Here is a 16,732-nt window from a genome sequence, read left to right as displayed (position 1 = left end):
GCGAGGTTCTCATGGCTAGGCAGTTCGTGTTCTCTTCCGAATCGGTTGGCGCGGGACACCCGGATAAGTTGGCCGACAACATCTCGGATGCCATCCTTGATGCCATCCTCCGTACAGATCCCAAGGCGCGCGTGGCCTGTGAAGCGTTGGTAAAATCAGGGATAGTCGTTGTGGCTGGCGAGATTACTAGCGATGCGCGGGTGGATTATAGCCAAGTTGCGCGCGATACGATTCTCGATATTGGATACGACGATGAGGCTGTCGGCTTTGACGGCCGGCGTTGCTCCGTCGTTCATGCACTCACCGAGCAATCGCCCGACATTAGCCAGGGCGTTGACGAGGGACGAGGGCAGGACCTCCAGCAGGGAGCGGGAGATCAGGGCCTCATGTTCGGCTACGCATGCCGCGAAAGCGATACCCTGATGCCTTTGCCGATCCAGCTCGCGCATCGCTTGACGAAACGACAGGCAGATGTCCGGAAAGCACGACAGCTTGGCTGGTTGCGTCCTGATATGAAATCCCAAGTCTCAGTGCGCTATGAGGGGTTGCGCCCGGTCGCCCTTGATACCATCGTCGTATCGACCCAACATGACGAGCAGGTCTCGCAAGAGACGGTCCGCGAGGGCGTCATTGAGGAAATCATAAAGCCTGTCCTGCCGACCCACCTGGAGACGGAAGGCATCAGAATTCTGGTCAACCCGACGGGGAGGTTCGTAGTCGGCGGGCCGCGCGGCGACTGCGGTCTCACTGGACGCAAGATCATCGTCGATTCCTATGGTGGGATGGGTCGTCACGGCGGCGGCGCCTTTTCGGGCAAGGACCCGTCCAAGGTTGACCGCTCAGCTGCCTATGCGGCCCGGTATGTCGCAAAAAATATCGTCGCTAGCGGACTTGCGGACGTCTGCGAGGTGCAGCTTGCTTACGCAATCGGCGTGGCCAGTCCGGTTTCTGCCATGGTCAACACGTTCGGGACAGCGAGGGTTGAGGAAAGAAGGATCGAGCGCCTCATTCTTGAGTTGTTCGATCTCAGACCGAAAGGCATTATCAAGATGCTTGATCTTCTACGCCCTATATACCGCAAGACCGCGACCTATGGCCATTTCGGCCGTGAAGAGCCTGATTTCACCTGGGAGAAGACAGACAGGGCCGACGAATTGCGTCGCGAGGCAGGACTCGCCGCCCCGTGAGGGCCGACGCCGAATGGATTGGCATCCGGAAAGCCCATTCCAACTCGCCAGACCCGCCGGCCGGCCGGCGTGGCAAGAAGCCGTGGCGGAGACATTGATGCCGGACTATGACGTGCTTTGTATCGGGAATGCCATCGTCGACATCATCGCCCAGTGCGACGAGGCGTTCCTGGAGACGAACGGCATCATCAAGGGCGCGATGAATTTGATCGACACGAGGCGCGCCGAACTGCTCTACAGCCGCATGGGCCCGGCCATTGAAGCCTCGGGCGGCAGCGCCGGCAACACGGCGGCGGGCGTTGCCTCCTTCGGCGGCCGCGCCGCTTTCTTCGGCAAGGTCTCCAACGACGCGCTCGGCGAAATCTACGCGCATGACATCCATGCCCAGGGCGTCGCCTTCGACACAAAGCCGCTCAACGGCGAACCGCCGACGGCGCGCTCGATGATCTTCGTCACGCCGGACGGCGAGCGCTCGATGAACACCTATCTCGGCGCTTGCGTCGAACTCGGCCCGGAGGACGTCGAGGCCGACAAGGCGTCGGGCGCCGCGGTCACCTATTTCGAGGGCTATCTGTGGGACCCGCCGCGCGCCAAAGAAGCGATTCGGCAGACGGCGAAACTCGCCCATGCCGCCGGGCGCGAAGTGTCGATGACATTGTCGGATTCGTTCTGCGTCGATCGCTACCGCGACGAATTCCTCGACCTGATGCGCTCCGGCACCGTCGATATCGTCTTTGCAAACAGCCACGAGATCAAGTCGCTCTACCAGACCGCGTCCTTCGACGAGGCGCTGGCCCAGATCCGCAAGGATTGCAAGATCGCCGCCGTCACCCGCTCGGAAAAGGGCTCGGTCATCGTGCGCGGCGACGAGACCGTGACCATCAATGCGACCAGGATCCGCGAGCTGGTCGACACGACAGGCGCCGGCGACCTTTATGCCGCCGGCTTCCTCTACGGCTACACGCAAGGCCGCAGCCTGAAACAGTGCGGCGACCTCGGCTCGCTGGCGGCCGGGCTGGTCATCCAGCAGATCGGCCCAAGGCCACGGCAGAATCTGCGTAGCGAGGCGGAGCAGGCGGGATTGCTGTAGGTGGCGAGCCAAGAACCAGCTGCCCACCCTCCTTAATCCAGCCCGAGCCTTTTCTTCAGTTCCGCATTCTCCTTGCGGAGACGATCGGCAAGCAGGCTCTTTAGCCGCTTGTTTTCTTCCTCGAGCGCGACGAGATCCTTCAGCCCGTCACTATCCGCCGCCGGCGCCGCCGCCTTCTTCCAAAGATAATATGTCTGTTCCGAGATGCCGGCTTGCTTCACCGCGCTCTTGAGAGTAGCGCCGCCGCCGATCGAGGTCTCGATCTGCGCCAGCTTCTGGGCACGATCCTTCGCGGAGTAGCTCTTTCGGCCTTTTCGCGCTGACGGCGGTGCTTCAGTGGTCGCGGATATCGGCTTGGCGCCCTCCTTGCGGGCAGGCGCGCTCGCCTCAGCTTCTGGCTTCCTCGACCGCCGCGCTCTCGTCTTCGGTTTTGGCGTTTCCGCTTTGTCTGCCGGTGCGCTATGAACTACTGCTGACTCGGTTTCCAGGGGATTGGCCATGAAATGCTCCACTCGCGGTTTTTGCAAAGGTTCAGCATCAAGGGCCACTACAGTAGAGTCAACAAGCTGACGATTTAACGGCTCGACTTCCTTTGTTGTCTCGGCCATAGCCGCGGCGATGTCGAAATTGCCCCAGATGGAACGTGCGGATTTTTCATAATTGCGCTTTTGTTTGACTTCCACGGTGAATGGTCGCGTCTGCCGCCTCATAGTTCCTTCCTGAATAGGAGAATGAAGTCGCCGCTCGAATTTTTGGCGCTTCCTGCTTAGCGCGGAGCATTATCGTATAGCCGCTCAACGGGCAAGTGATGCCGGTCTTCGATGGCTGACCCATCTGGGGAGATTTGAGCGGCTTCGCGCGTCCTGCGCATGCCTGTAAGAGCCTGACTCGAAACTCGACGCACGACGTGGAGCTGCCATGCGGCGAAGCATGAGGCGGATCGAGGCGATGAAGATCCATGCCTCGGCGCTGGCGATGGTCGCCTCAAAGTCTTTGGCGAGCCGGCGACAACGTCCCAGCCAGGCGAAAGTTCGCTCGAGGACCCATCGTCGTGGCAGCACCTCAAGCCCTTGGCCGCGTCGGAGCGCTTGATGATTTCGATGGTCCATGTGCCGAGATTGGCCAGTGCCTGCGACAGTTTTTCTCCGGCATAGCCGCCGTCGGCGAACAGATGCCGCAACCAGGGAGAAAGCCGTCGAATGGAGGCGATGACGCCGACTGCCTTCCTGGATGTCGGCCGTGTGCACCGTCAGCCCGACCAAGTGTCCCTCGGTGGCAGTAATGATATGGCGCTTGCGGCCTTTGACCTTCTTGCCGACGTCGTAACCACGCAAACCGGCAACGTCCGTGGTCTTTGCCGATTGGCTGTCGATGACACCGGCGCTCGGGCTCGCCTCGCGACCAAGCGCCAGGCGTGCCGCAGCCACCAAGTGGAAGTTGATGGTCTTCCACAGCCCGTTGTCCCGCCAGGCATAGAAATAGCGTTGAACCGTCGAGACCGGCGGGAACCGATCCGGCAATGCCCGCCATTGGCAGCCGGTCCAGGCGATGTAGAGGAGCACGTCCACGAACGCCCGAAGTTCTGTCGTCCGCGGTCGTCCCGTTGTCTTCGTTCCCGGCAGGAACGGCTCGATCAACGCCCATTCCCTGTCCGTCAACGCGCTTGCATCTCGCTGCCCCGCACGGCAATATCGCCGGCGGGTGGTCTCCGTCCAACCCATGTCGTTATCCCGTTCAAGTCTAGACAACTCAAGCGAATCACAACGGACGGGGCCACTCAACCGCTTCCACCCCCAAAACCGAGTTTCGGGTCAGGCTCTAAGGGCAAACACCATGCCATTGTGGGTGGTGGTTTGCGTGGCGAGACACGCCTGGTAAGGACCCTCGTGGTTCCGGTACGGCCCCTGAATATCGTGGTCGCAATTGGGGTGGTAATGGTTTGGCGGGATTTGCTGACGCGAGAAAACGGTGTCGCTGCCGCCGCCGCAAACCTTCCTCGATGAAATCGCCGCCACTGCAGCCCTTTTCGCCTGCTTCACACCAATTGCAGGCGTAGGTTTCAGGATTCACGCCGTTTTTGCCGGTGGCGCAATACGGCGTCGGAAATTACCCACATTGAACTGACCTTGAACATCGGCAAAGGCGATGCAGGCCTTCTTCCCTGTCTTGAACCAGCAACTGATCGCGTGCAGTCATCCGGATAAGCCGCCCCGCCGGAAGCCAAGCTGACTTGGTGACACACGAACGCATTATTGTCTTCCGGTCTGGCGGCAACAGTATCAGCAGGACGGCAAAGCTGACCGGCTGCAGCGAAGCGCAGGTGAAGCGCGCTGGGCTCGACATCAGAAGGAAAGCGGGAAGCAGGAAATGTTGTCGCAAAAGTTGAGTTCTGCGAGGTGCAAAAGTCAGTTGCAAATCGTCGCGACAAAGGCTCGGCAGCTCCCCGAAGTAGCCATTTCAGATTGCTTGCAGGTGCGGATAAAGTCCTTTATGCATCGGCACATGATCAAGTCCGCGCCCATCGCTGCAATCTATTATGCGACGCTTCCATAAGGAGCGGCGCGTTTCGATCATGCCTTGAAACAAGCCGCCGTCAGGCGGCTTGTTCATTGAGAGGACCCCCTGGCGGCAATACCAGGAGGATTCCCTATGGCACTTCCCGATTTATCAACCGGTCATTCCGAACCATGTTCGGCCGCTTTGAAGACGCTCATTGAGCGCGGCTATGTAAATCAAGGGACCGACCTGCCGGGTGTCGATGCCGCCTTTGAAGCAGGCGTCGTACCCGCTTACGCTGGTTTCGATGCGACGGCTGACAGTCTTCATGTCGGCCATCTTCTTCTGATCATGGCGCTTCGTCATCTTCAGCAGACTGGCCATAAACCCATCGTTCTCATTGGGGGTGGGACCACCCGCATCGGCGATCCCAGCTTCCGTTCGGAGGCGCGGCCGATGCTGACGGACGAGCGGATCGCCGCCAACATTGAAGGGATCAGAAAGGTCTTTGACCGTCTCCTTGTCTTCGGAGACGGCCCGACGGATGCCGTGATGGTGAACAATGCCGACTGGCTGGACAGCATTCGTTGGATCGACATGCTGAGAGACGTCGGCAGGCATTTCTCCGTCAATCGGATGCTCTCTTTCGACAGTGTGAAGTCGCGGCTGGAAAAGCAGGAGAACCTGAGCTTCTTAGAATTCAACTACATGATCCTCCAAGCGTTCGACTTCCTTGAGCTATCCCGCCGGACCGGTTGCCGTCTGCAGATGGGTGGAGCCGACCAGTGGGGGAACATCATCAATGGCATCGACTTGATACGGCGGACGGATGGAAAGGAAGTCTTCGGAGTGACTACGCCGCTTCTGACGACTTCTTCAGGTGTCAAGATGGGTAAGACGGCTGCCGGAGCTGTGTGGCTCAACGAAGATCGCCTTTCGCCATACGATTACTGGCAATTCTGGCGTAACACGGAAGACGCTGATGTCGTTCGGTTCCTGAAGCTTTTCACCGATCTGCCGATGGACGAGATCGAGCGATTTGGACAGGCTGAAGGAACCGAGCTAAACGCCGTCAAAGAACGTCTGGCCAACGAAGCTACGGCCCTGGCACATGGAACTAACGCCGCCAAACAGGCGGAGGCCACGGCTAGCCAAGCATTTGGGCAGGGCGAAGCCGCAGAGGGGCTACCGACGCTTCATCTAAATGACGCCGAGGGCTTGGCCGGAGTAGCCCTTGTGGATTTGCTGGTACGCGCCGGATTGACCTCCTCCAAAGGGGAAGCGCGAAGGGCGATCTCGGGACGAGGTGTGCGGATCAACGGCAACGTCGTCGAGATTGATACAATGATATCGTCCCAAGACCTCCCGATCCGGCTTTCGCTCGGCCGGAAGCGCCACACTGTTGTAAAGTAGGGTTTCAGCAAATGCTGTCGCAGAAATTCTGCCCGCTTAGCGGATATTGCAGACATTCGCGTCGAGTTCCCTGAGGAATGTCGAGAGACACTCCTCAGGGGGTAGTTAAGGCCGCCAAGTTTTCTGGGTTAGCAGGCGCGCCACTGTGGCAGCTTGGCTTGTATGGCGAGGCCATGGTTGAGTGAGGCGAACCAAATCCAGCCCCGCGGTCGATCCCGAAGCTTCCCACAATGGCGAAGAGAACATCTTCACTGGTTCCTTTTCAGCACAAGACCTTCCGTTCGCTATGGTCGGCTGCACTCATTTCGAACCTTGGCACCCTAGTGGAAGGTGCGGCGGCAGCTTGGCTGATGACGAGCATCGCCACCTCCCATGGAATGGTGGCGCTCGTCCAGTCATCGACCACCCTCCCCTACATGATCTTCTCGCTCGCGGCGGGAGCGCTCGCGGACAAGTTTGACCGTCGCCGGATCATGTTGACTGCGCAACTGCTGATGGTCTGCGTATCCGCCTTCCTGGCGTTCCTGACCTATGCGGGGAATGACACCCTGGACCCTCCTGGGTCTCACCTTCCTAATCGGCTGTGGTTGGGCATTGCACGATGCCTCTTGGCAAGCCTCCATGGGAGATATCCGGCCTCGCGAACACCTGCCAAGCGGGGTTGCGCTCAACGGCATGAGCTACAATCTCATGCGCAGCATCGGGCCGGCGATTGGCGGCATAATCGTGGCCACAGCCGGTGCGGCCTTCGCGTTCCTCTTCAACGTCCTTTGCTACTTCGCTCTGATCGCTGCGCTGTTGCGATGGAAAGCCGAACGGGCACGACAAGCGCTGCCGCGGGAGGCTTTCGGCAGTGCGATGGCGGCGGGCTTCCGTTACGTGCTCTTGTCGCCGAACCTTCTCAAGGTGATGTGCCGGAGCTTTTCGGCCTCACCGCCGTTGTCATTTTGGCTCTCCTGCCGTTGGTCGCTCGCTAACAGATCAAAGGGACCGCAGTCACCTACGGCGTGATGCTCGGCTTCTTCGGCCTGGGAGCGATTTGCGGCGCGCTCCTCATCGGGCGGGTCCGAGAAGTTCTCTCCAACGAATGGGTCATTCGCGGTGCGTTCTTTGTATTGGCGATCAGCTGCTTCTTTCGGGCATGGAGCGAGCACGTTGGGCTGAGCTGTCTCAACCTCATGCCAGCCGGTGCGGCCTGAATTCAATCATTCTCGCTGTTTAAGGTCACAGTGCAGCTTTCGGCGCCGCGGTGGGTGGTTGGACGCGCCCTCTCTCTATCAGACGGCCACATACGGCGGCATGGCGGCGGGAAGCTGGCTTTGGGGCGAACTGGCGGATGTCCAAGGTGTTTCGGGAGCCTTGCTCGTCCGCCAGCTGGTTCTTGTCATTGGGGGACTGATGGGCATCCTTCTGCGTCAGCCTGATTTTGAAACGCTCAATCTGGATCCGACCAACAAGTTCAGCGAACCGACGCTGCAACTTGACCTGCGGCCACGAAGCGGTCCGATCATGGTGATGGTCGACTATCGTGTCGATCAGAGAGATCCAGACTCGCCCACAATTTTATCTGAATTTCAGCAGTAATTTTTGATCGCCCATTCGTGCTGTGTACCAGCCCTGTGTCTTGCGCAAGTGGTCACGAACGGCTGCCGGAGCCTCGAAGACGCCCTAAAAACACATGCTGCGATTTTTGAACACGCTTGACGATTAGATTAATTCATCCACAATGCGTGTGTTGAACACGCGAGGTGAGTTATGAACATGAAAGAGCTTAGGGTTCGACTGGGCATGACTCAAAAAGATTTGGCAGAGCAGATGGCAACGACGCAACAGACTGTGGCCCGTTGGGAAACAGGCAAAACGCAGTTGAACGTCGAGCAGATCAAGGACCTTTGTCTCACGTTGAAATGCACGGTCGAGGAGCTGCTGGGCTGGAAGATTGATGTCGAGGAGCGGCGCACGAGCCCGTTTGCAATTGCCGATGCCGAAACGCGATACGGCACGCTCAGAATCAAGACGACTGTTGGCAGTCGCCAATATCCTATCGATGAAAAGGCGCGTGAATCGATTTTACGTCAGTTGAAGGAACTTCATAATCTTCGCAGAAATAACACAAGCAGGCCATGGCTGTATTGTTGGAGCCTTGACAACAAAATACTCTTGATAAATCCGCAATATGTCCGCACCATTGAGCTTATCGGTGACGATGTAGAGGAGATGCCAGAGTATTATCATCCAGAAATCTATCGGGCTTTGGATGACTGGGATAAGGGTGAGGTTTCAGGAAAGCTGAAGAAAGAATGCGATGCCATCATCGCAGAGATGGGTGATCAGGAAGCCGTGCGCATGGCCTCCTATGTTCGCGTCACGTATGACGACGGAGAAGATGAGTGGAACTTCTTGGATGAAGAAACCGCTACGACTTTCTTCGGATTGGAAGCTGCGACCTTTGACGTTCCCCAGTGTAGTTTCGCCGAAGTGGAGGAAGAAGGTTACTACCGAGCGCGATACGCCAACCTTGATCGCGTCGCGGTGATGGAGGTTCCAAGCGACCGTTATCACAGATTAACCGCGCCCGAGGAAGCTTAGAACCATCCACGAAGGGCGCATGTTACATCTCGACCTTGCGTGGTGCGTTTTCAGTACGAGATGACGTTAAGCGTAGGTAGTGGCAGGTAAGAGTGCTCGACCAGAAGCTCAACTGCCTCCTCAATATCGCTGCCGATGTGCTGCAGGACACGTCCACGGGAGCGTGGATAGGCGTGAAGTTCCTGCACTCCACGGTCCGCTCTCCCATCGCCGGTGTGTGCCCGACGCCATCTTGTGGACGAGCTTGGCCGCCTGCACCCGGTTGTATTCCGGCTTGCGGTCCGCCTGGGCGGTCCGCCGCGATGGCTATCTCCATGTCAATCGGCGCCGAACTTTGACTGCCCGCTGCTTTTGATGAATTTGGCGAGGTCCCGCGCATAATCACTCTTGGTCTTCTCCTTGAGGCCCTGTGTCGCGAACTTGTGGTCCAGCAGGGCAAACAGGTCCAAGTCCCCTTCCGCCTGTGGCGCTGGCTTGCCCTCACCGCCCTCGGCTTCCCAATTGGGGACCGCTTCTGCGCGCTGCACCGTGGCGATTGTCCGCCCAAGACGCATCACAAGATCGAACGCCAAACCGTGCGCGTGCACGACGATTTGCCGCTCAGGCCTCATTTGGACAGGACTTGAGCCGGCCCGGTGGTTTGAGCCGGGTTACCTTGAGCCGGTGGGCTGCGAACAAGCAGTTCGAGACATTGGCCTCGATCACTTCGCAACACGCCGCTGCGCCTGGCCTCGGTGTGCTCCCCCCGAAATCGTTGTGTCAGATCACCGAGGGCATCACGGCCAACAGCTTCCACATGGGCAACAGCCTCGCCATTGAGCCGAATATGGTCGCGAGCAGATCACCAACGAAGCGGTCGGAACCTCGGAGCCGAAGTTCGACGCCGAGGTGGTTCGCATGATGCGCTAAGCAGCACCACGGCGCTTGGCGGTATGTTTGCTGCCGGCAGCCGGCGAACTCCTATCCTCCTGGACAAGGCCGCCGTGCGTCATTGCTTTGATTTACCGGCCGCTCAAGGTTTCCACAGTTTTCGCTTTCGAGGCGACCTTTGGAATATGCCAACGGAAATTTAACATAACGACATAAACATTTCTTTATGCGGCGTTGACAAAGAAGCGAACTGCTGTAATTGTCTCCCGCGTCGTGGTTCTCCGTACGGCGCTGCCGCAGCGGAGCTAAGAGGGAAGCCGGTGCGATGCCGGCGCTGCCCCCGCAACTGTTAGCGGCGAGCCAACCCCACTCATGTCACTGAGGCGAATAGCCTTGGGAAGACGGGTAGAGGCTATGACCCCGCGAGCCAGGAGACCTGCCACGGCGAATTACGTCCACGGCGGGGTGTCTCGGTGGCCGCTGCAGCCTAGCGTTCGTGCCGGCCTGCTAGCGCCTTCCTTGTCACCGACGCCCCAACCATCGGGGTCTGGCATGACTGTCTCTCAGCAAATTCCTGTAGCAACGCTCGGCGTGCCCCGCTTCGGTCGTCGGCGAGAACTGAAATTCGCGCTTGAAAGCTACTGGTCCGGAAAATCGTCCGCTGCCGACCTTCTCACGACCGCGAAGGCGCTCCGTGCCGCTAGCTGGGAGGAGCAGCACGATCGCGGCGTGTCGAAAATCCCGTCGAACGACTTCTCGCTCTACGACCATGTGCTCGACACCGCAGCCATGGTCGGCGCCGTCCCATCCCGTTACGGCTGGAATAGCGGCGAGGTTCCACTTGACATCTACTTCGCAATGGCGCGGGGCAACCAGGGTCAGACGGAGGATTGTCGACACGCTGGTCACCAGCAGGCGGCTCGTGGGCCTAGTGTAAGCGCGATGGAAATGACCAAGTGGTTTGACACCAACTATCACTACATTGTGCCGGAACTAAACGATGATCAAACGTTCGCTCTTTCGTCGACGAAGCCGGTTGATTACTTCCTCGAGGCTAAAGCCCTCGGCATTCACACACGCCCAGTCATCCTTGGACCGGTCACCTTCCTCAAGCTGGCGAAATCGCCTGCCGAGGGATTCGATCCCATCGCGCTCCTGCCGCGGCTGCTGCCCGTCTACGAGCAACTCCTGCAGAGGCTGAAGCTGTCGGGAGCCGACTGGGTGCAGATCGATGAGCCAGCGCTTGTCCTCGATCTGAACCCGAACGAACGAGCTGCGTTCGAATTCGCCTATGGCCAGCTGTCGAAAGCCGCGCCCGAGCTGAAGATCATGCTGGCTACCTATTTCGGGCCGCTGGGAGACAATCTCGAAACCGCGGTTTCTCTGCCCCTGGCCGGGCTGCATATTGATCTCGTGCGCGCTCCCCAGCAGCTGGAAACGGTGGGTCGGCTCGCACCGAAGGATCTGGTGCTCTCGCTTGGCTTGATCGATGGCCGCAACGTCTGGCGTGCGAACCTGCCCGCCATTCTCGACCGCATCAAACCGATCGTCGCCGGCTGGCCCTTGGACCGCGTCGAGATCGCGCCTTCTTGCTCGATGCTGCATGTGCCGATTGACCTGCGCATGGAGACGGAACTCGACGCGGACATCAGGTCGTGGCTCGCCTTCGCGGCCCAGAAGACCGACGAGTTGGTGTTGCTGGCCCGGGCCCTGTCCCAAGGCAGGGATGCGGTGGCAGGCGCGTTGAAAGCGTCTGCCGAGGCTGCCGCCACCCGCGTGACATCCACGAAGATCCATGACCCGCTTGTTGAGGGGCGGATCGCCAGCATTGACGACAGCATGAAGCGACGAGAGAGCGCTTTTGCCGAGCGCTCCAGAGTCCAGGCCGGCACGCTCGGGCTGCCGCCGTTCCCGACGACGACCATCGGATCCTTCCCGCAGACGCCGCAGGTACGCAGGGCGCGGGCCGCTCATGCGAAGGGCCAGCTGAGCTATGTCGACTACGAGACCTTCCTGAAGAAGGAGATCGAGGCTGCAATTCGCTGGCAGGAAGAGATCGGGCTGGACGTGCTGGTGCACGGTGAGTTCGAACGAAACGACATGGTACAGCATTTCGGCGAGCAGCTGTCCGGCCTCGCCTTCACCCAGCATGCCTGGGTGCAGAGCTATGGGTCGCGTTACGTGCGCCCCCCCATCATCTTCGGCGACGTATCGAGGCCCAATCCGATGACGCTGCGCTGGTGGCAATTCGCCCAGTCGCTTACGGAATACCCTGTGAAGGGAATGCTCACAGGCCCAGTGACCATTCTCAACTGGTCTTTTGTTCGCGACGACGTACCGCGCTCCGAAGCCTGCCGCCAGATCGCGCTTGCCATCCGCGACGAAGTGAGGGATCTCGAATGGTCCGGCGCAAGGATGATCCAGATCGATGAGGCCGCGTTTCGCGAAGGATTGCCACTGCGCCAGTCTGACTGGAAAGACTATCTCGACTGGGCTGTCGAATGCTTCCGGATCGCCTCAACGGGTGTAAAGGACGCGACTCAAATCCATACCCACATGTGCTACTCGGAGTTCAACGAGATCATCGACGCGATCGCTGAAATGGATGCGGATGTCATTTCGATTGAGACGTCGCGCTCGAAGATGGAACTGCTGGACGCCTTCACGAGCTCCAAATATCCGAACGAAATCGGTCCCGGAGTCTACGACATTCACTCACCACGCGTCCCGGAAGTCGGGGAGATTTCGGACCTCGTCATGCTTGCCCGCGACCGACTGTCGGATGCCCAACTGTGGGTAAACCCGGACTGTGGCCTCAAAACACGCAAATGGGAGGAGGTCCGCCCTGCCCTCATGAACATGGTCGCTGCAGCACGTGCGCTCCGGGAGAAAGTGTAGGCCTGAGGGTTTCCTGGTTGCTCACCATGTGGTGAGTTACCGGCTGCCGCATGTCGGCTGTGAATGTGCCAAAACGCGATCACATCCTTTGAAAACGTCACTCGAGCGAGAATGTGCACTTCCTTCGGCACGTGTCCTAATCGCGCAGGAGTAAAGGGTACCGTTTTCTCCCTGTGACGTGTCGAGTTCGAAGGGGATGTGATTGGCGTCGAGACCGCTCCGGCCATGGGTTATCAACATGCCAAGTGCGCTGTTCTCGATCAGTTCGTAAAGGACTTCTCGGCTCGGTTTATCGAAATGCGCGGGTACATACATGATAGGTTCCTTCACTGGCCGCCGGGTTCGCTATTCACCGGTTGACATCCGATGGCAAGCGTTCCAACGCGGCGGCGATCTGGCCCTTCGCTGCTGAGGGCAGAGGCAGGATGGGACGCGGGGGGTCGGCACGGCAAATGTCGAGCAATTCGGCAAGTGCATAGACGACGCGAAGGCTCGAGAACTCCTTGAAGAGGCTCCAGAGCGGCGCAAGCGTGGCATCGATCCGTCGCGCTTCGGCCGCATCGCCCTGTTGCGCCGCCGTGACGATCTTCACGCAGACCTCGGGCAGGATGCCGGCGAGGACGCTGTACCATGTGTCGGCGCCGGCGATCATGGCCTCTGCGGCGTTCCAGTCGCCGCTGTAGCCGATTGAGAACCCTTCCGGCACAGTGCGCCTCTGGTCGGCCAGATGGCTCTTGATCGCATCGCCCTTGTCTGTCGGATTCTTGATAGCGACAATCCCACCCACCTTTGCCAGGCGGCTGACGAGTGCTGGGGTGAAATGGAAATGCGTCGTTCCTGGATTGTCGTAGACGACGATCGGCAGGCCACTTTCGCGCGCCACAGTGGAGAAATGTTCGAACACCTCGTCATCAGTAAGCGGGGTGTAGGAGGCGGCGGCAAGCAAACCCGCAGCAGCTCCAAGGGCCTTGGCGTCTTGCGCGAGCCCCACGGCTTCATCGGTGCGCAGCCCGCCTACACCCACCACGACCGGCATTCGCCCCGCGGTTTCGTCCAGGGTCTCGGAGAGCGCCCGCCGCCGTTCCTCGCGCGACAGATACATGTATGTGCCGGTGCTGCCGAGAAGACCGATGGAATCGACCTGAGCGGTGCCAAGCCGAGCAATCAGCCTGCGCAGGGCAACGGTATCGACGCGGCCGTCACGATTGCTCGGGGTGATGGGGAACGCGGAAAGACCGCTCAGGAATGCCATGGCAAGGCTCCAGATCTATGTGTGAGCGCAGAGATGGCCGCACGCCAAGTCATCACAAGACGTCCAAAGCCCGCCGCAGATCGGCGATCAGGTCATCGGCGTCTTCAAGCCCCACCGAGAGACGCATGAGGTCCTCGCCGACTCCGTCGGCCAAATGGGCATCCTTGCGGATCGGGTGCCGAGCACGTGTGAGGCTTGCTGGATGATAGATGAGGCTGTCGGCATCGCCGAGGCTGACGGCGCGAGTGATCAGTTTGAGCCGGTCCATCATCCGGCGCGCGCCTTCGTATCCAGCGCGCAGGCCAAAGGCCAACATGCCCGACCCGTTGGACATCTGCTTTCGCGCCGTCACCTGATCAGGGTGCGAGTCGAGGAAGGGATAACTCACAAATGCCACCGCCGGGTGCGCTTCGAGCGCCCGAGCCACCGCAACGGCCGTGGCGCTGTGCCGCTCCATGCGGAGCGTGAGCGTCTTCAGACCGCGCAGAATCAGGAAGGCTGACATGGGCGAGAGCGCTGCGCCGGTGATGTAGCGCAAGCCCGTTTCGTGCAGCGTGCGGAGCGTTGGCGCGTCGCCCAGAAGCGCGCCCCCAAGGGCATCGCCATGACCGTTGATGTACTTGGTCAGCGAGTGGAGCACGATGTCGGCCCCATGTTCGAGTGGGCGCTGGAGCGCGGGCGAGGCGAAGGTGCTGTCCACGGCAACCTTCACACCGCGCGCGTGGGCGCGCTCGGCAATGGCAGAGATGTCGAGGATGCGGCTCAGCGGATTGACCGGGGTCTCGAAGAAAACCAGCCGCGTCCGCTGGGTGATCGCGGCGTCGAGATTTTGGGGATCGGACAGATCGACCGCGACGACCTTGATGCCGAAGCGGGGGACCGCCTGTTCGACCATGGCAAGCGTGTTCGCATAAAGCGTCTTGTGGACGATGAGTTCATCGCCTTGGGACAGGAGCGACAGGATCAGTGTGCCGAAGGCCGCTATCCCCGAGGCAACAACCAGCCCCGCCTCGGCTCCTTCCAGATTGGCGAGCCGCTGCTCGAGGATCTCAGTCGTCGGATTGTATTCGCGCGCATAGAGCCTTCCGCCAAGCGCGGCGGCGGCCTCGTTCGCTGCCACGCTTTCGAATCCATAGGTCGAGGTCAAGAAGACTGGCGGCTGAACGGCATTGGAAAAGCCGGCCGGATCGTAGCCATGATGGATCGCCCGAGTGGCGAATCCGGGACCGGTGTCGTTGAGCGACCGCGTGAGAACATCGGTTTCGGATTGATAGGAACGGGTCATTCGGCCTCTAGATCTTTCTTGGGTTTCCGAAAGATTGACGGCAAACTGGCCAATGTGAAATATCCAGTTAGCGATGAAAGAAATGGTCCAGTCTTCAAGTGCCGGTTCTGCAGGTCGCTCGCACGCGATGGGTGCACGCCAGATATACGAGGCTCTTCGCGAGCAAATCCTCGGCGGCGTCTACGAAACCGGCAGTCAGCTGCCATCCTCCCGGGCCCTGGCAAATGACCTCGGCGTTTCGCGAACCACGGTGACGGTCGCCTATGAGCAACTGGCTGCGGAAGGTTTCATCGAAGCCCGTCAAGGCGCGCGACCTCGCGTTGCATCTTCGTTGATCGGTCCTGAGACGAGCCGCACTGTCGCGAAACGAGTCGGCCCGGTTCATCTGTCCGCCTATGGCGAACGACTGCGCGTCACGCCGCCCTGGCCGGATTATCTGCCGACTGGGCTGAAGGTCGATTTCCGCTATGGCGACCTGGCGCCGTCAGACTTCCCCGCATTGGTCTGGAAACGTGCGATGAACGAGGCGATGGGGCAGCGCCCGTTGCGTCTTGCCTATGACGATCCGCGCGGCTCGCGCCGGCTGCGCCAGGCGCTCCAGGGCTATCTCTGGCGCGCCCGAACCCTGAGCTGCGACCTCGAGCAGATAATCATCGTAAACGGTTCGCAGCAGGGCCTCGACCTGTGCGCGCGCCTGCTTCTCGATCCCGCCGACCGCTTTGTCATCGAGGACCCGTGCTACAGGATGGCGCGTCAGGTCTTTGCCAGTACGGGTGCCTCGCCCATCCCGGTCACCGTCGACGAGGACGGGATGAAGACGGAGTTGCTGGCGGGGATCGGGGCGCGACTGGCCTATGTCACGCCATCGCATCAGTTTCCGCTGGGCGGCGTCATGCCGATCGCGCGCCGCCATCAGCTTCTGGAATGGGCGCGGCACAACAACGCCTATGTGATCGAGGACGACTACGACAGCGAATATCGCTACGACATCAATCCGGTCCCTCCGCTGCACAGTCTCGAGGACCACGGGGCTGTCATCTACCTCGGCACGATCTCCAAAACGCTCTCGCCGATGCTGCGTATCGGCTACCTCGTCGTCCCGCCGGAATTGCAGGAGGTCTTCGCAACCGCCAAACAATTCTCGGACCGGCATTCGCCGGTGGCTGAACAGGAGGCTCTGGCCTCTTTGATCGAAAGTGGCGGCTACGAAAGCCATGTGCGGCGCGTGCGCAGGCTGAACGGCGAGCGTCGGGAGACGTTGTTGGGCGCCTTGCGGCACAGCTTCGGAGATCGCATCGCTGTCCAGGGAGCAGAGGCCGGTCTGCACGTCGTCGTTTGGTTCGACGAACTCCCGCGATCGCGGGAAACGACCCTGGTCGAAGCCGCCCGAGGCGCGGGCCTGGGGCTACACCTGATCTCGCCCCTTTACGAGCGGCAGTCGGACGAAGGCCACATCGATCGCATGGGGCTTGTCATGGGCTATGCCGCCTTGAGCATTCGGCAGATCGAGAAGGGCGTTGAGGTCCTGCGAGCGGTTGTCAGGCAGGTACAAGACGCGTTGCCGGGACACGGTGGCTAAAACGGCGGGGACGTGGCGTGCTGGCGAGGAAACCGACCCTTGGGCTGAACCGCGTTTCGTTGCAAAGCCAACT

12 protein-coding genes, 1 pseudogene and 1 riboswitch are annotated in these 16,732 nt (G+C 60.0%); of the genes and pseudogenes, 7 read left to right on the top strand and 6 right to left on the bottom strand.

The genetic code is table 11. The annotated features are described in order from the left end of the window. The first annotated feature begins 11 nt into the window (after positions 1-11). The gene (gene metK, locus NKH98_RS24285) at positions 12-1,187 is read left to right on the top strand and encodes a methionine adenosyltransferase (protein WP_352902371.1); all 1,176 of its coding nucleotides are present in this window, start codon (positions 12-14) and stop codon (positions 1,185-1,187) included. A gap of 97 nt (positions 1,188-1,284) precedes the next feature. Then, on the top strand, positions 1,285-2,277 hold the full coding sequence (locus NKH98_RS24280) for an adenosine kinase (RefSeq protein WP_352902368.1): 993 nt from the start codon (positions 1,285-1,287) through the stop codon (positions 2,275-2,277). Positions 2,278-2,309: 32 nt separating this feature from the next. On the opposite strand, the gene NKH98_RS24275 is transcribed toward NKH98_RS24280, so the two are convergent. Together NKH98_RS24275 and NKH98_RS24270 are read right to left on the bottom strand one after the other, a co-directional pair. Then, positions 2,310-2,987 (bottom strand): transposase, encoded by a 678-nt coding sequence (locus tag NKH98_RS24275; protein ID WP_352902365.1) that lies wholly within the window; start codon positions 2,985-2,987, stop codon positions 2,310-2,312. 84 nt (positions 2,988-3,071) lie between these two features. Next, positions 3,072-3,998, bottom strand: a complete 927-nt coding sequence (locus NKH98_RS24270) for an IS5 family transposase (protein ID WP_352902423.1) — start codon at positions 3,996-3,998, stop codon at positions 3,072-3,074. A gap of 928 nt (positions 3,999-4,926) precedes the next feature. Here NKH98_RS24270 and tyrS point away from each other — a divergent pair. The 3 genes and pseudogenes from tyrS (at position 4,927) to NKH98_RS24255 (ending at position 8,775) form a co-directional block, all read left to right on the top strand. Continuing rightward, the gene (tyrS, locus tag NKH98_RS24265) at positions 4,927-6,186 is read left to right on the top strand and encodes a tyrosine--tRNA ligase (protein ID WP_352818216.1); all 1,260 of its coding nucleotides are present in this window, start codon (positions 4,927-4,929) and stop codon (positions 6,184-6,186) included. Positions 6,187-6,416: 230 nt separating this feature from the next. Continuing rightward, a pseudogene (locus NKH98_RS24260) lies at positions 6,417-7,731 on the top strand (MFS transporter); the annotation flags it as partial. A 210-nt stretch (positions 7,732-7,941) separates the two neighbouring features. After that, a complete protein-coding gene (locus tag NKH98_RS24255; RefSeq protein WP_352902360.1) occupies positions 7,942-8,775 on the top strand; it encodes a helix-turn-helix transcriptional regulator in 834 nt (277 codons plus the stop codon). Between the two features lie 317 nt (positions 8,776-9,092). On the opposite strand, the gene NKH98_RS24250 is transcribed toward NKH98_RS24255, so the two are convergent. Beyond that, positions 9,093-9,347, bottom strand: coding sequence for a hypothetical protein (locus NKH98_RS24250; protein WP_352468275.1), 255 nt, complete (start codon positions 9,345-9,347; stop codon positions 9,093-9,095). A gap of 555 nt (positions 9,348-9,902) precedes the next feature. Beyond that, positions 9,903-10,103: riboswitch (cobalamin riboswitch) on the top strand. A gap of 94 nt (positions 10,104-10,197) precedes the next feature. Between NKH98_RS24250 and metE the strand changes: the two genes are divergently transcribed. Continuing rightward, complete coding sequence (metE, locus tag NKH98_RS24245) at positions 10,198-12,543, top strand: 5-methyltetrahydropteroyltriglutamate--homocysteine S-methyltransferase (RefSeq protein ID WP_352902357.1); 2,346 nt, start codon at positions 10,198-10,200, stop codon at positions 12,541-12,543. Positions 12,544-12,579: 36 nt separating this feature from the next. Here the strand turns inward: metE and NKH98_RS24240 are convergent, their stop codons facing one another. The 3 genes from NKH98_RS24240 to NKH98_RS24230 are packed head-to-tail and all read right to left on the bottom strand — an operon-like array spanning position 12,580 to position 15,080. Beyond that, positions 12,580-12,858, bottom strand: coding sequence for an FMN-binding negative transcriptional regulator (locus NKH98_RS24240; protein ID WP_352902354.1), 279 nt, complete (start codon positions 12,856-12,858; stop codon positions 12,580-12,582). A gap of 34 nt (positions 12,859-12,892) precedes the next feature. Then, on the bottom strand, positions 12,893-13,795 hold the full coding sequence (locus tag NKH98_RS24235) for a dihydrodipicolinate synthase family protein (protein WP_352902351.1): 903 nt from the start codon (positions 13,793-13,795) through the stop codon (positions 12,893-12,895). 52 nt (positions 13,796-13,847) lie between these two features. Further along, positions 13,848-15,080: a trans-sulfuration enzyme family protein gene (locus NKH98_RS24230; RefSeq protein WP_352902348.1), complete on the bottom strand. Its 1,233-nt coding sequence runs from the start codon at positions 15,078-15,080 to the stop codon at positions 13,848-13,850. An 82-nt stretch (positions 15,081-15,162) separates the two neighbouring features. On the opposite strand from NKH98_RS24230, the gene pdxR reads away from it, so the two are divergent. Beyond that, positions 15,163-16,659 (top strand): MocR-like pyridoxine biosynthesis transcription factor PdxR, encoded by a 1,497-nt coding sequence (gene pdxR, locus NKH98_RS24225; protein WP_502894313.1) that lies wholly within the window; start codon positions 15,163-15,165, stop codon positions 16,657-16,659. Positions 16,660-16,732: the final 73 nt, after the last annotated feature.

The organism is Mesorhizobium sp. M0833, from assembly GCF_040319905.1.
Taxonomy (GTDB): domain Bacteria; phylum Pseudomonadota; class Alphaproteobacteria; order Rhizobiales; family Rhizobiaceae; genus Mesorhizobium.
Note: the sequence above shows the minus strand (reverse complement) of the source record. Positions and strands in the feature narration are given on the sequence as shown.

Coding starts and splice junctions, on each gene's coding strand:
- NKH98_RS24275 (WP_352902365.1), bottom strand. CDS start 2,987: ATGAGGCGGCAGACGCGACCATTCACCGTGGAAGTCAAACAAAAGCGC.
- NKH98_RS24240 (WP_352902354.1), bottom strand. CDS start 12,858: ATGTATGTACCCGCGCATTTCGATAAACCGAGCCGAGAAGTCCTTTAC.
- tyrS (WP_352818216.1), top strand. CDS start 4,927: ATGGCACTTCCCGATTTATCAACCGGTCATTCCGAACCATGTTCGGCC.
- NKH98_RS24270 (WP_352902423.1), bottom strand. CDS start 3,998: ATGGGTTGGACGGAGACCACCCGCCGGCGATATTGCCGTGCGGGGCAG.
- metE (WP_352902357.1), top strand. CDS start 10,198: ATGACTGTCTCTCAGCAAATTCCTGTAGCAACGCTCGGCGTGCCCCGC.
- NKH98_RS24235 (WP_352902351.1), bottom strand. CDS start 13,795: ATGGCATTCCTGAGCGGTCTTTCCGCGTTCCCCATCACCCCGAGCAAT.
- metK (WP_352902371.1), top strand. CDS start 12: ATGGCTAGGCAGTTCGTGTTCTCTTCCGAATCGGTTGGCGCGGGACAC.
- NKH98_RS24255 (WP_352902360.1), top strand. CDS start 7,942: ATGAACATGAAAGAGCTTAGGGTTCGACTGGGCATGACTCAAAAAGAT.
- NKH98_RS24230 (WP_352902348.1), bottom strand. CDS start 15,080: ATGACCCGTTCCTATCAATCCGAAACCGATGTTCTCACGCGGTCGCTC.
- NKH98_RS24280 (WP_352902368.1), top strand. CDS start 1,285: ATGCCGGACTATGACGTGCTTTGTATCGGGAATGCCATCGTCGACATC.
- pdxR (WP_502894313.1), top strand. CDS start 15,163: ATGGTCCAGTCTTCAAGTGCCGGTTCTGCAGGTCGCTCGCACGCGATG.